The organism is Pseudomonas sp. FG-3G (assembly GCF_901007645.1).
In the GTDB taxonomy this organism is placed as follows: Bacteria; Pseudomonadota; Gammaproteobacteria; order Pseudomonadales; family Pseudomonadaceae; genus Aquipseudomonas; species Aquipseudomonas rhizophila.
This window is the reverse complement of the sequence record NZ_CAAKGZ010000013.1, coordinates 178,199-191,448: the sequence shown is the minus strand read 5'-3', so window position 1 is coordinate 191,448 and position 13,250 is coordinate 178,199. Positions and strand designations below refer to the sequence as shown.

16 protein-coding genes are annotated in these 13,250 nt (G+C 59.2%); 6 read left to right on the top strand and 10 right to left on the bottom strand.

Annotated elements, in window-relative coordinates:
- Window positions 1–65: 65 nt before the first annotated feature.
- Genes PSEUDOMOFG3G_RS06985 through glcD form a run of 4 tightly spaced genes read right to left on the bottom strand, consistent with a single transcriptional unit; the run spans window position 66 to window position 4,263 of the window.
- Complete coding sequence (locus tag PSEUDOMOFG3G_RS06985) at window positions 66–467, bottom strand: heme-binding protein (RefSeq protein WP_047228253.1); 402 nt, start codon at window positions 465–467, stop codon at window positions 66–68.
- Between the two features lie 12 nt (window positions 468–479).
- Window positions 480–1,697 carry a glycolate oxidase subunit GlcF gene (glcF, locus tag PSEUDOMOFG3G_RS06980; protein ID WP_047228252.1) on the bottom strand — a complete coding sequence of 406 codons (1,218 nt, stop codon included), beginning with the start codon at window positions 1,695–1,697 and terminating at the stop codon, window positions 480–482.
- Between the two features lie 2 nt (window positions 1,698–1,699).
- On the bottom strand, window positions 1,700–2,758 hold the full coding sequence (gene glcE, locus PSEUDOMOFG3G_RS06975; RefSeq protein WP_171061339.1) for a glycolate oxidase subunit GlcE: 1,059 nt from the start codon (window positions 2,756–2,758) through the stop codon (window positions 1,700–1,702).
- A 5-nt stretch (window positions 2,759–2,763) separates the two neighbouring features.
- Window positions 2,764–4,263, bottom strand: coding sequence for a glycolate oxidase subunit GlcD (glcD, locus tag PSEUDOMOFG3G_RS06970; RefSeq protein ID WP_139049488.1), 1,500 nt, complete (start codon window positions 4,261–4,263; stop codon window positions 2,764–2,766).
- Between the two features lie 251 nt (window positions 4,264–4,514).
- Between glcD and glcC the strand changes: the two genes are divergently transcribed.
- Together glcC and PSEUDOMOFG3G_RS06960 are read left to right on the top strand one after the other, a co-directional pair.
- Window positions 4,515–5,288 (top strand): transcriptional regulator GlcC, encoded by a 774-nt coding sequence (gene glcC, locus PSEUDOMOFG3G_RS06965; protein WP_047228250.1) that lies wholly within the window; start codon window positions 4,515–4,517, stop codon window positions 5,286–5,288.
- Window positions 5,289–5,389: 101 nt separating this feature from the next.
- Window positions 5,390–5,551: a DUF2986 domain-containing protein gene (locus tag PSEUDOMOFG3G_RS06960; protein ID WP_139049487.1), complete on the top strand. Its 162-nt coding sequence runs from the start codon at window positions 5,390–5,392 to the stop codon at window positions 5,549–5,551.
- A 266-nt stretch (window positions 5,552–5,817) separates the two neighbouring features.
- Here the strand turns inward: PSEUDOMOFG3G_RS06960 and PSEUDOMOFG3G_RS06955 are convergent, their stop codons facing one another.
- Together PSEUDOMOFG3G_RS06955 and PSEUDOMOFG3G_RS06950 are read right to left on the bottom strand one after the other, a co-directional pair.
- Window positions 5,818–7,116, bottom strand: coding sequence for an SLC13 family permease (locus tag PSEUDOMOFG3G_RS06955; protein ID WP_139049486.1), 1,299 nt, complete (start codon window positions 7,114–7,116; stop codon window positions 5,818–5,820).
- A 34-nt stretch (window positions 7,117–7,150) separates the two neighbouring features.
- The gene (locus PSEUDOMOFG3G_RS06950; RefSeq protein ID WP_139049485.1) at window positions 7,151–7,975 is read right to left on the bottom strand and encodes an amidohydrolase; all 825 of its coding nucleotides are present in this window, start codon (window positions 7,973–7,975) and stop codon (window positions 7,151–7,153) included.
- A 167-nt stretch (window positions 7,976–8,142) separates the two neighbouring features.
- Between PSEUDOMOFG3G_RS06950 and PSEUDOMOFG3G_RS06945 the strand changes: the two genes are divergently transcribed.
- Complete coding sequence (locus PSEUDOMOFG3G_RS06945; protein ID WP_139049484.1) at window positions 8,143–8,880, top strand: GntR family transcriptional regulator; 738 nt, start codon at window positions 8,143–8,145, stop codon at window positions 8,878–8,880.
- A gap of 56 nt (window positions 8,881–8,936) precedes the next feature.
- Here PSEUDOMOFG3G_RS06945 and PSEUDOMOFG3G_RS06940 read toward each other — a convergent pair whose 3' ends face one another.
- From PSEUDOMOFG3G_RS06940 to PSEUDOMOFG3G_RS06925, 4 genes are all read right to left on the bottom strand, one after another.
- Window positions 8,937–9,302 carry a VOC family protein gene (locus tag PSEUDOMOFG3G_RS06940; protein WP_139049483.1) on the bottom strand — a complete coding sequence of 122 codons (366 nt, stop codon included), beginning with the start codon at window positions 9,300–9,302 and terminating at the stop codon, window positions 8,937–8,939.
- A 106-nt stretch (window positions 9,303–9,408) separates the two neighbouring features.
- Window positions 9,409–9,810 (bottom strand): PaaI family thioesterase, encoded by a 402-nt coding sequence (locus tag PSEUDOMOFG3G_RS06935; RefSeq protein ID WP_047228246.1) that lies wholly within the window; start codon window positions 9,808–9,810, stop codon window positions 9,409–9,411.
- 75 nt (window positions 9,811–9,885) lie between these two features.
- Window positions 9,886–10,461: a GNAT family N-acetyltransferase gene (locus tag PSEUDOMOFG3G_RS06930; RefSeq protein WP_139049482.1), complete on the bottom strand. Its 576-nt coding sequence runs from the start codon at window positions 10,459–10,461 to the stop codon at window positions 9,886–9,888.
- A 138-nt stretch (window positions 10,462–10,599) separates the two neighbouring features.
- Window positions 10,600–11,055 carry a GNAT family N-acetyltransferase gene (locus PSEUDOMOFG3G_RS06925; protein WP_107322037.1) on the bottom strand — a complete coding sequence of 152 codons (456 nt, stop codon included), beginning with the start codon at window positions 11,053–11,055 and terminating at the stop codon, window positions 10,600–10,602.
- A gap of 77 nt (window positions 11,056–11,132) precedes the next feature.
- Here PSEUDOMOFG3G_RS06925 and PSEUDOMOFG3G_RS06920 point away from each other — a divergent pair, with 77 nt between their 5' ends.
- The 3 genes from PSEUDOMOFG3G_RS06920 (at window position 11,133) to PSEUDOMOFG3G_RS06910 (ending at window position 13,151) form a co-directional block, all read left to right on the top strand.
- Window positions 11,133–12,233 (top strand): FAD-binding oxidoreductase, encoded by a 1,101-nt coding sequence (locus PSEUDOMOFG3G_RS06920; protein WP_139049481.1) that lies wholly within the window; start codon window positions 11,133–11,135, stop codon window positions 12,231–12,233.
- Window positions 12,220–12,570: a hypothetical protein gene (locus PSEUDOMOFG3G_RS06915; RefSeq protein WP_139049480.1), complete on the top strand. Its 351-nt coding sequence runs from the start codon at window positions 12,220–12,222 to the stop codon at window positions 12,568–12,570. Before PSEUDOMOFG3G_RS06920 ends, PSEUDOMOFG3G_RS06915 begins: the two co-directional genes overlap by 14 nt.
- Window positions 12,571–12,674: 104 nt before the next feature.
- Entirely contained in the window at window positions 12,675–13,151 is a 477-nt protein-coding gene (locus PSEUDOMOFG3G_RS06910) for a GNAT family N-acetyltransferase (protein ID WP_139049479.1), read from the top strand.
- Window positions 13,152–13,250 lie beyond the last annotated feature (99 nt).

Here is a 13,250-nt window from a genome sequence, read left to right as displayed (position 1 = left end):
AAAACAGTAGGTGGCCGACGTCAGGTGTCAGCGCGGCTCACTGAACAGGCGCCTAGCCCTTGTAATCAGCCCAATGCGGCGATACCGGCTTTGGCCACTTGGGCGTCCTGATCGGCCTTGACCCCGGAAACGCCCACCGCGCCAATCACCTGGCCGTCGACAATCACCGGCACACCACCTTCCAGCGAAGTCAGCAGCGGCGCGGACAGGAACGCGCTACGCCCGCCATTGACCATGTCTTCATAACCTTTGGTTTCACGACGCCCGATGGCGGCGCTGCGGGCCTTCTCGGCGGCGATGTAGGCGGCGATCGGTGAGCAGCCATCCAGGCGCTCCAGGGCCAGCGGATGCCCGCCGTCGTCGACCACGCTGATGCTCACGGCCCAGTGGTTTTTCTCCGCTTCACTGCGGGCAGCGGCGAGGATTTTGCTGACTTCGGTCTGGCTCAATACGGCTTTGCTAAGCATGCTGTTCTCCGGTTAATTCAGGGCTTCTTCGACCAGTTCGATCCAATGCCGCACAGGGGTGCGACCGGCGCCGTCGAGGTGGGTCTGGCAGCCGATGTTGGCGGTGACAATCGCCTGCGGCTTACCGCTTTCCAGGGCATTGAGTTTGTTGTCGCGCAACTGCCTGGACAGCTGCGGCTGGGTTAACGAATAGGTCCCGGCGGAGCCGCAACACAGGTGACTGTCGGGCACAGCCGTCAAACCGAACCCGAGGCGAGCGAGCACGCTTTCCACGGCGCCCCCCAGCTTCTGCGCATGCTGCAGAGTGCAGGGGCAATGGAAAGCCACGCGCTTGTCGGCATGCACACCCAGTTGCTCCAGAGGTTCGACGCTGAGCACTTCAACCAGGTCTTTGGCCAGCGTACTGACGCGCCTGGCTTTCTCGGCGTAGGCCGGGTCCTGCGCCAACAGATGGCCGTAATCCTTGACGAAGGCGCCGCAGCCGCTGGCGGTCTGCACAATGGCCTCGGCGCCCTGCTCGATGGCGGGCCACCAGGCATCGATGTTGCGCCGCGCACGCTGCAAGCCTTGCTCTTGGGCGTCGAGGTGGTAGTCCACTGCGCCGCAGCAACCGGCTTCATTGATCGGCGTGACGCTGATGCCGAGGCGATCGAGCACCCGCGCCGTGGCGGCATTGGTGTTAGGTGCCAGGCCAGGCTGCACACAGCCCTCAAGCATCAGCACACGGCGTGCATGGCGTGGCTCGGGGCGGGGTTTGGCGGCACTGGCAGTACGCGGCAATTTGGCCTTGAGGCTGGCCGGCAACAGCGGACGGAAAACCTGGCCAACCTCAATCAACCCTTTGAACAGCCGCGCATGAGGCACCACGGCACGCAGGCTTTGACGCAATACGCGCTGAGCCAGCGGGCGCGGAACGGCGGCATCGACTACCGCGCGGCCGATATCCAGCAGATTGTGGTACTGCACGCCCGACGGGCAGGTGGTCTCACAGTTGCGACAGCTCAGACAGCGATCCAGGTGCAGTTGGGTCTTGGCCGTGACTTCGTTGCCTTCCAGCACTTGCTTGATCAGGTAAATGCGCCCGCGCGGGCCGTCCAGCTCATCACCGATAAGCTGGTAGGTCGGGCAGGTGGCGTTGCAAAAGCCGCAATGCACACAGCTGCGCAGGACGCGTTCGGCTTCCTCGGCGCGCGGCAGGTGCTTGGCCTGTTCACTCAGATGGGTCTGCACAACTACACCTCGCGATACATTCGGCCAGGGTTGAAAATGCCCTGGGGGTCAAGCTGGGTTTTGAGCTGTTGGTGGTAGCGCAGCAACGGGGTGGCCAGCGGATGGAATGGACTGTCGCAGTGGCCGGCGGTGAAACAGGTGGCGTGGCCACCGGCTTGGGCGGCGATCTGGCGGATCAGCGCGACATCGGCATCGGACTTGAGCCAGCGTTGGGCGCCTCCCCAGTCGATCAGTTGCTCACCGGGCAGCGCCAACACGTCGGTGTTGGTCGGCACCGACAATCGCCAGAGCGGGCGCGGGTCTGCGAAGAAATCCAGGCGTTGCTCGCGCAGGTCAACCCAGTACGAGCTCTCAAGCAGCTCACCGCCGAGACGCTCGCGGGCCGCTGCGACCGAGCCTTCACCACCTTCCAGGCGCAGGTGCAAAGCCTGACCATCATGGCTGGCGGCGCTCAGCGAAATGGGTTGCTGACCCCACTCGGCCAGCTTGCGCAAGGCCAGGGCGGCATCCATCTCCAGCCGCAGACTCAGGCACTGACGCGGCTTGGGCAGCACTTTGAGCGACACCTCGGTAATCACCCCCAGGCAGCCAAAGCTACCGGCCAGCAGCCGCGACAGGTCGTAGCCGGCGACGTTCTTCATCACCTCACCGCCAAAGCGCAGGTGTTTGCCCGTTCCGGTGATCAAGCGGGTGCCCAAAACCAGGTCACGAACCGCGCCTGACCAGGGCCGGCGCGGGCCCGACAGACCTGCCGCAACCATCCCGCCGAGGGTCGCGGCGCCACCAAATTGCGCAGGCTCGCAGGTGAGCATCTGCCCGGCCGCGTCCAGCGCCGCCTCCAGCTCAACCAGCGGCGTACCGGCGCGGGCGGTGATCACCAACTCGGTCGGGTCGTAGCTGACGATGCCGCGGTGGGCACGGGTATCGAGCACTTCGCCTTCGGCCTTGCGACCGAGAAACGCCTTGCTGTTACCCCCCTGAATGCGCAACGCCGTAGCACTGTTGAGGGCGTGATTGACTTGTTCCAGCAACGCCTCGCTGGCGTCGCAGTCGTGCTGCATCACCATCAGAAGCGCTCCAGTTCAGGAAAGGGCAGTTGGCCGTGGTGCACGTGCATGGCGCCGAATTCGGCGCAGCGGTGCAGGGTCGGAATGTTCTTGCCGGGGTTGAGCAGGCCGCGCGGGTCGAAAGCTGCTTTCACCGCGTGAAACAGGGTCAGTTCGTCACTGTTGAACTGAACGCACATCTGATTGATCTTCTCGCGCCCCACACCATGTTCGCCGGTAATGCTGCCGCCCACCTTGACGCAGAGTTCGAGAATCTTGCCGCCCAGGGACTCTGCCCGCTCCAGCTCGCCGGGTTGGTTGGCATCAAACAGAATCAAGGGGTGCATATTGCCGTCACCGGCATGGAACACGTTGGCCACACGCAGGCCGAACGCCTCGGACAGCTCACTGATGCCCTTGAGCACCCCGGGCAGTTCGCGACGTGGAATGGTGCCGTCCATGCAGTAATAGTCCGGCGAGATACGCCCGACGGCCGGGAAGGCATTCTTGCGCCCGGCCCAAAACTTGACCCGTTCAACCTCATCGCGGGCCATGCGCACTTCGGTGGCGCCGGCCTCGCCCAGCACCGAGCGGACACGCTCGCAGTCGTCGTGCACGTCGGCCTCCACACCGTCCAGTTCGCACAGCAGGATGGCCTCGGCGTCCACCGGATAACCGGCGTGTATAAAGTCCTCGGCGGCGCGAATGGCCAGGTTGTCCATCATCTCCAGGCCGCCGGGGATGATGCCGGCCGCAATGATTTCACCCACCGCGCGCCCGGCTTTCTCCACCGAATCAAAGCTGGCCAGCAACACCTTGGCCACCTGCGGCTTGGGCAGCAGCTTGACCGTGACTTCAGTGATGATCCCCAGCATGCCTTCGGAGCCGGTGAACAAGGCGAGCAGGTCGAAGCCGGGCGAATCCAGGGCCTCGCTGCCCAAGGTCATGCGCTCGCCTTCAACTGTGAGGATTTCCACCTTGAGCAGGTTGTGCACGGTCAGGCCATATTTGAGGCAGTGCACGCCTCCGGCGTTCTCGGCGACGTTACCGCCAATCGAACAGGCGATCTGCGAGGATGGGTCCGGTGCGTAATACAGGTCGTAAGGGGCGGCCGCCTGGGAGATGGCCAGGTTACGAACGCCCGGTTGAACACGAGCGAAGCGCCCTTCTGGATTGACTTCAAGGATGTGCTTGAAGCGCGCCATCACCAGCAAAATCCCCTGGACCAATGGCAGTGCACCACCGGACAAGCCCGTCCCTGCCCCGCGTGCCACCACGGGCACACGGCGTTGATAACAGAGTTTGAGCAGGCGTTCGACTTGTTCGATGCGCTCCGGCAATACCACCAGCATCGGCGTGGTGGTGTAGGCAGAGAGGCCGTCGCACTCGTAGGGTTTGAGGTCTTCCTGGGTGTGCAGCACTTCCAGGTCAGGAAGCTGCTGGCGCAGTTCCGCCAGCAGCGCTGACTTGTCCACTTCAGGCAGCGCCCCATCAACGCGCTCGTCGTACAAAATACTCATGGCAGGCTTTCTCGCTTTATTGTTCTTTTGTGCCGCGCCGGTAGCGAGCCGGGCTGCTTGTTATGCGCTATATGTAGAGCCTTGCAGGGTGGTCGTCTATCACCGGATGAACTGGTATGACCAGTTTATTCAAGCCCGCCTCTAACCCGTCTTTGCCAAGGGCCTTACTTATAAAGGGGTTAGTGGCTATATTGGGCGTAGCGTAAATGACCATATAAAACTGGTACTACCAGTTAGCCGAGGCCCCTGACATGCTCGAAGAAACATCCGCCGTTCGCCGCCAGGTCAGTGATGTGGTCGCCGAGCGGATCGAACGATTGATCGTCGATGGCGTGCTCAAGGTGGGCCAGGCGCTGCCCTCGGAGCGCCGCCTGTGCGAGAAACTGGGAATATCCCGCTCGGCCCTGCGTGAAGGGCTGAAAGTGCTACGCGGGCGCGGCATTATCGAGACCGCCCAAGGCCGTGACTCACGGGTGGCCACGCTGAACGGGAACCGCGATGCCAGCCCACTGATGCACCTGTTCAATTCGCAGCCGCGCACCCTGTTTGATCTTCTGGAAGTGCGCGCACTGCTGGAAGCCGAATCAGCACGCCTGGCCGCCTTGCGCGGCACCGATGCAGACTTTGTCCTGCTCACCCGGCGCTACGAAGAAATGCTCGCCGCCCACAGCCAACCCGTACCTGCCGAGCCGCGCGAACATGCCCGCCTCGACCACGCCTTCCACCTGGCGATCTGCGAGGCCTCGCACAACCCGGTGTTGCTGCACACCCTGCAGTCGTTGACCGATTTGATGCTCAGTACGGTGTTCGCCTCGGTCAACAACCTCTACCATCGCCCGATGCAAAAGCGCCAGATCGACCGCCAGCACACCCGGCTCTATCACGCCGTCATCGAGCGCCTGCCAGAACAAGCTCAGCGCGCTGCGCGCGAACACATCCACAGCATCCGCGACAACCTCAAGGAAATCGAACAGGAAGAGCAACGCCTGGTACGTGCAACCATGCGGCTTGAGGGTTGGGGGTAGGTTTCTGGGTAGCGGGGCCGGCTGGGAAGCGCAAAATCAATGCCTGGCTTCACACCAGACTTTCACCATCATCCAAGACTTTGCAAACCGAGTAGAAAAGTATGAATCGTCGTAAAAAAATAAATCAGTTACTGAAAGCTCACGCAAAAAAGGCGAGTGCCAAACTGGCCCCGCCGAAGAAATCCAAATACATCAGCAAGGCTGACCGATTGAAGCTGGCTGCCGAACCCGCTCCGGATTCAGTCATAACCCCTGAGAGCTGAGTCTTCGATCTTAAGCGCCAGTCGCATCAGCAATGGCGGTGAAAGTGGGGCTGCTGCGCAGCCCAGCGGGAGCAAGCTCCCTCGCCACAGTGGTTCAGGCAGGTCTTGAGTGAATCGCACCTCGATCGTTCCCACGCTCCTGCGTGGGAATGTCGCCAGGGACGCTCCGCGTTCCGCTTCTGGAAGATGACGCAGAGCGTCACGGGATGCATTCCCACGCAGAGCGTGGGAACGATCAACTTCCCAGACCTACCAAAGCGAACTCTTCAGATAAAAGTCAGCGCAAGGTTAAACAGCATCGCCGCGACGAAGCCGATGGGCGCGGCACGCAGCAGCAATTGGGGAAACAGCCGGGTTCGGCTCTGCTCATCGGCGCAGGAGCTCAGGATCAGGCTGCCGCCGGAGGAGAACGGCGAGATGGAGGTGGCTTGGGCGCCAACCACGATGCTGATGAACAGCACCATGGGGTCGATCGACATGGCGGCGGCCAGCGGCGGCACCATGGGGAACAGTGCGGGTGTAACCACTCCCAAGGTGCTGGCGAAAATCGACATCAGCGCAGCGACGACACCGAACACCAAGGCTACCAGCACCGGTGGGATATTGCCGCCAATCCACGATGCCAAAGCGTCGATGGCGCCGGCCTTGATTGCCACTGAGATCAGCATGCCCACGCCACAAATCATGATCAGCGTGCCCCAAGGCAGCGAGGCGATGGCTTTGCGCTCGTCGCCCAGCTTGAGCATCAGCGCAATCACCGAGAACACGCTGGCGATCAGGCCGATGTCCACCTTCGAGTTGACGAACGTCACCGTCGCATTGTCCGGGAACAGGATGTGCGCGATGGGACCGGCCAACACGATCAGCATCATCAGCAAGGTCAGCCACAAGGTGATTTTCTGCTCACGGTTGAGCGGGCTCGGCGTCTCGATCGCGACCGCCGCATTCTTCAGCGCTCGGCCGTGGCCGGCGAAGAATACGAACGCGGTGATGACCACCAGCGGAATGACCATGGTGCTGGCAAAGATCGCCAGGCCATTGATGAAGGCTTCACTTTCAGGAACACCCAGGCCGGTCATCAGGCCTCGGAAAATGATACCGCTCTGGCTGGACACGAAATTGGCACCGCCCAGGGCCCCGTAGTTCACCGCCATGCCACCGAGTATCAGGCTCATGCCCGTGCGCTGGCACAGCAGCAGCGTCAGCGGGGCCATGAAAGCCAGCACCGTGTAGTAACCCGCGCCGAGCCCGGCAATCAGGCAAGCGGTCAGGAACACCGCATAAGGCAGCAGGTGCGGCACGTTACGACAGAGATAGAGCAGGTGTTCGGCCAGTTTCTCCAGCGTGCCGTTGACGATGGCGAAGCTGTAGAACAGGCAGACCGAGAAGATGATGAAGAAAATCTTCAGCGGCCACATGGCGATGATTTCGGAAGGACTCAAGCCCATGCCGAAACAGCCCAGTAGATAGGCAAAGGCGATGGCGAACAGGCCGATGTTGATTTTGGTGGTGTATCCCAGCGCGACAGCAAGAACGATCGCGGCGACGACGTACAGGCTCATCATGATGTGTGTTCCGTATTATTTTGTTATGGGGAGTTCAACGCGTCGACGCAGCAAAGCCGAACAGGGTTGTGGGGTTATCCACCAACACCTGCCGGCGCTCCACCGGGTCGGGAAACAAGGCATGCACAAAGGCCAATTGCGCGTCATAGCCGGTGCGCGACTCGAACTGGGTATGGGGCCAATCGCTGCCCCAGACAAAACGATCGATACCGCCACACGCCTGGCGCAATTGCGCCAACACGCAAGCCGCGCGGGGCAGGTCTGACTGACTGCGATAGGCGGCAGACAACTTGACCCACAGCCGGTCCTCGCCGAGCAAGGCCAGAAAGCCCTGATGGGCGAGGTTACTCGGGTCGATACCGTTGGACGGAAGACCGAAGTGGTCCACGACCACCGTGACACCGCTCGCCAGAACGAACGGTACAACCAGGACCAAGGCGTCGAAGCCGCACTGGATTTCAACCTGCCAGCCAAGTCGGGCCAGTCGCTGGTAAAACGTCTGCCAGCGTGCATCGATGTAGTCCTGCGGCGCCTTGCCGATCAGATTCAAGCGAATGCCTACCACGCCAGCCTTGGCCAAAGCTTGGAGCTGTGCATCCTCGATGTCCGGTTCGACCACCGCGATGCCTCGCAAACGTTGCGGATAACGTTGCAGGGCCTCGACCATGAAACGGTTGTCGGTTCCCAGGAAGCTCGGCTGGATGAGCACGCCCTGGGCAAGGTTGCAGCGATCCAGATGCCCCAGATAGTGCTCGGCCAAGGCGTCGTAATCAGGGCTGTAGCGCCGATCACTCGCCATGGGCAAGTCATGTCGGAATATGTGGGCGTGAGTATCTATGCCTTCGAACGACAGGGACATCAGGAAGCTGCCTTTGTTGATTTTTTGTGGGAGCCCGCCAGGCATGTAAGGTGATTACAGACCTGAAATTCATATAGATGACTGGATGACCATATCTATAAACAACCATCCCTGTCAACGCGCCCAGTGAGGTAAAGTGGCGCATTGCTTGGATTTGGATTGACGGTATGGCCCTTACACACCTTGGACATGACGAGCGACTGCCGCTCTATCAACAACTGCGTGAAGAGATGCTGGCGAAAATCGCCGCAGGCGAATGGCTGCCCGGTGAAGCCATTCCCACCGAGGCAGAACTGACCCGCCACTATGGCGTTGCGGTAGGCACGGTACGCAAAGCGGTGGAAACGCTGGTCGGGGAAGGGTTGCTGCTGCGCGTCCAGGGCCGTGGCACGTTCGTGCGCCGGCCCAACTTCGACGGTTCACTGTTTCGTTTCTTTCGACAGGTCGATGCCAGCGGTCAATCGCAAGTGCCGCAAAGCCGCATCCTGAGTCGCACCCAGGAAACCCCGGACACCCACGTGCGCCAGGCGCTGAATCTGACCGAGCACGACGCCACCATCCGCCTGGAGCGCCTGCGCCTCATGAACGGCCGGCCGCTGTTCCACGAGCAGATCTGGCTACCGGCCGCTCAATTCGGCGCCCTGCTCGACACCGACCTGAACGACTTCGGCACCCTGCTCTACCCCTTCTACGAAGAACGCTGCGGCATGCGCGTCGCATCAGCCCGGGAAACCCTCACCGTCACCTCGGCCGATGAGCCACTGGCCGCCACGCTGGGAGTCACCGCCGGCAGCCCAGTGGTGGTAGTTGAACGGGTGGCCCTGGGCTACGACCGTCAACCCCTGGAATACCGACTGTCGCGCGGCGCAGCCGACACTTTTCGCTATCAGGTGGAGATTTGCTGAGTTTCGCGCGTCCACGACAACAAAATCATCGCCGTTGGCGTGCATTTTGTGAAAGTTCAGCGGCATGCAAACGCTCTACTGGAAATAGAGATGGTGTTGCCATCAGGGTCTTTGGCATTGGCGAATGAATAGCCGTCGGCCTTGTGGGTGGCGCCAAACTTCAAGCCTTGGGCCATGCACTTCTCCTTGAAGCCCTCAACATCCCGGGTATCAAAAACCAGCTTGACTGTGACTTGTCCCGTTTTAACGCTCTTCCCTGCCGCATGAACCATCAGAATCGCGCCACCGTTTGCAGGCTTCAATTCCGTGACGCGATCATCGGCATGCTTTTCACTGAAAAAGCCGAAATGTTGCTCATAAAAAGCGCAGGTTGCCGGGACGTTCCGTACGTACAGCATGATTCGATTAAGTGTCGGTTCCATGTGTTCTTCCTTGATCACTGCTGACGGTGAAACTAAGCACGCTGTGCATCATCGCAGCGGGGCTTGGATGCAAAGCTCGACGTTTGTAGTGCGTCTCCAGATGCTTTCAACCAACCACAAGAAAAGACGCACTGGCTCGTACCACGCGCTCCTCCCCAGCGCTTATATAGGTATTGGCGAAAACCAGTCGGCTACCGGACTTTTGAATATCGACAGCCGCCTCCAACCAATCACCGACCTTAGCGGAGCCTGCGAAATCAGTGGTCATTGTGGTCGTCACGAGCTTGAGGGGCGGATCTTTCGAGAAGGCAGCGCTGTAGCCCAAAGCAATGTCAGCCAGCGCCATGAACAACCCTCCGTGAGCGAGTCCACGCGCATTGGTGTGTTTCTCCTCGACCCGAATCCCAACGGTGAATCCTTCGGCGTTTTCCCGATAGTAGAAAGGGCCCAGTAGATCAAGAAAAGGACTGCTCCGAAATAACGGTTTGAAATCCTGTGGAATATCCATTTTTTTCACTCCTTTACCCTGTAGGCATATTCAGGTCCGGCGACTGTAATTAATGATCGTCAAAAGCGACCAGACTCATTGCTCCCTGCTCAATGGCCCCAAAGCCGCTTTTTTCTCAAGCCATGCCTCCCGCGTCATTTCCCAAACTTCCTTTAGCAACGACCCACAGACAAAATCACCCTGCCGCGTTGCAATCATGCGCATGCCTTCGTGTTCCGAAACTTTACGCGAAGCATGATTGCCCACCGCCTTGGGGACTTGCATGACGGGACGCCCCAGGGTTTCAAACCAATAGGCGTTGATAACCTCACAGGCCTCGCGCATGTAGCCCTTTCCCTGCCATTGAGGCGCCAGCCAAAAGCCTCGGTTGTTGCCCGGTTGATCGTACAGGCTGATGCTGCCGATGCAATGTGCCGGATCTTCGCAAGTGCGGATCATCCAATGCCACTCGCGCCCGGCCGCAATGGCGGGAAGCGCATGGTCGCGAACGTACGTCAGCGCGCCGTCTTCCGGATAGGGCCATGGCACGCGATTGTCGAGATAACGCACCACTTCCCAATGAGGAAACAGCTGTTGGATAGCCGGTGCATCGGCCAGTTGTAAAGGCGTGAGGATAAGACGGCGGGTCTGAATCGTGGGGATGGTTTCCATAGTGAAGTTCCTTTTCAAATGTTATGGCGTCCCGAAACCATCCTGCCTTAGGGACAAAGCTGAACATGTTGTAGCACTGATCACCGATGTATTGAAAAGCGATGGGCTGTTCCAACCGAGTCAGGGATTGAGCAGGCACTACTTCAACAACAATTTGCGCATGATAATCGTGCGCTCGGCGCCGTGAAGTTCATCACGTACTTTCTGAAATCCCAGCGCTGCGTAAAAGCCCTCTGCCGTGATGGAGGAAGGCACGAGCAAAACGTCCAGATCCCTGTTGAGAGCGGCCGAACAAATGACGGACATTAGTTGCTTGCCAATGCCTTCTCCCTGGCACCGCGGTTCGACAAAAACACTTCTGACGACACCTCCGTCGAGGCTGGCCGTCGCGACGACACATTGATCGACAGACGCCACATAAACCCGACGTTGCTCCATCAATAGCTGAACTGCCTGAACAGAGAAGCTGCGCTCAACCTGGGCGATTACCTCGGGTGGGTAATCGTTGGCGTTGGATTGACGCAGGGCGCTGATCACTACGTTGCTTATCGATTCTGCATCCTCAGGGGTTGCGAGACGAATGTGGGCTTGCATCTTGAGTTCTTGCTCCGAGTGATCAGCGATCAATGCAGCTGTTGTACCATCGTGCGGTCGACAGGGAGGAAGTTGATATGGCCATTGCTGTAGATACACGAGTTGTTGTCATTGGCGCGGGCATCGTGGGCGCATCCCTGGCATATCATCTGGCGGGCAAAGGTGCGAATGTCACCCTGCTCGAAGCTCAAGATATAGCGTCTGGAGTGACTGGAAGCTCATTCGCATGGATCAACACCTCACACAGCGGGCACGACCCAGTCGCGCAATTGCGAGGTGCAGCCATCACGGAGTACCGCCGACTCGAAACGGAGCTGCCGGACCTGAAGGTGCAATGGACTGGCTCTCTGGCCTATGGCACGAGCCCGGATGGAGTGCGGCAAGCCTCAGCGAATCGAGCTTCGGCCACCTTGGTATCCCGTTCGCAAATTCTCGACCTTGAGCCAAATCTCAAAAATCCCCCTCAACAGGCCTTGTATAACGCTGAAGAAGGCGCTTTGGACGCAGTGCAAGCAACCCATGCGTTGATCGCAGGCTCTCAGGCTCATGGAGCGAAAGTTCTGACTCAGACTCGGGTCATTGGCTTTACAACTCAGAAGACAAAGGTAACGGGCGTAGAAACCACACGGGGCATCATCGATGCCGACATAGTTGTACTGGCAGCTGGGACGGGTATCGCGAAGCTGACAGAGACGCTAAAAGTGTCCCTTCCAATAGAGGCATCCCCTGCAATATTCATCCGTTACACATCACAACCCAACCTCGTGCACACCATCATCTCAAGCCCTGAAATGGAAGCCCGACAAAGCGCAAACGGTACGTTAGTCGCAGCAGAAGACTACTTGGACGACGCTCTGGAAAACCAGCCAGGGGAAATGGCGCTTAGGACCGCCAGGGTCATTCAGAACGAATTACACGGGGTTATTTCCATTCGACCAGAGTCGGCCTGTATCGGACTCAGACCCATTCCTATCGACGGTATCCCGATCATCGGCTATCTACCCGATATCGGCGGCATGTATGTTTGCGCGATGCATCCGGGAGTCACCTTGGCAGCGATAGTGGGTCGTCTTGTCTGCGAGGAGATAATCGATAAGAAGACCTCTTCTGCCCTTGCCCCATGTCGTCCAGACCGCTTTTTCCCAAACCCGCAGAGGACAAAGCATGAAAGCCGCTGACCCCAACCGCCTGAAAATCTGGCAAGCCCTTTCATCACTTTTTCTCGACACCGAGATCGACGAATTAACCTACGACTACATCGCTCGCGTGATCCTTGAAACCGGCTATTCACCTAAGGTAATCCACAGCATCCTATGGAATGAAGTGTTCCCGGTCCTGGAAGCCAACCTCAGGTCCGTCGCAGGCGAATGGGCGGGATGGACGGATGAGTGGCTGCTGGAGCATCTCACGATAAATGATCAACTTGAGGTCCGAAAACGCGGCGGCAGCATTGCTGCGGAGATCGCCAGATGTTGGAACCATGTGGCGACCCGGCTTCCACCGGGATATGCCTGATCCCGGTTTTTATCCGGCCCCTCGCGCGCCCAGGATGCCGCACTCGTCAGGCAACAATCTCACACTGATCAACGTCTTTCGGCAAAATGATAGAGCACGAAATAATGCCCCTCACACCCCATTCGCTTGTCACCTTGGTCCCCGCTCAAAACAGCGACCTGGACGATCTGGTAGCCGTCAGAATCGAAGCCATGCGCGAAAGTCTTGAGCGTGTCGGGCGATTTGATCCCGTGCGCGCACGCGAGCGATTTCTAGGCGGTTTTGAACCAGACTGCACACGCCACATCGTGGTAACAGGACAGAGAGTGGGGTTCGTAGTCATCAAACGTCACGACAATGAACTCTTGCTTGACCACTTGTACGTGCGCCCTGACGCGCAGGGATCAGGAATAGGCTCTGCTGTTCTCAGCCAAATATTCAAAGAGGCGGATGCCGCTGCGCTGCCATTACGAGTGGGCGCTCTCAAAGAAAGCGCGTCGAATAGCTTCTACATTCGCCACGGTTTCCAACTCATCGAAAGCGGCGAGTTCGACAATTATTATCTGCGACAGAATGGTCCTGCAGCTGGCCAAAATCGTTAGCCGCCGGCAATCTTGCTGCGATGTATCCTCGTGTATCCCGAGGATACATCGCTACATAACCTTGCACTTTTACCTCCCATTCGACACAGCCCGGATACG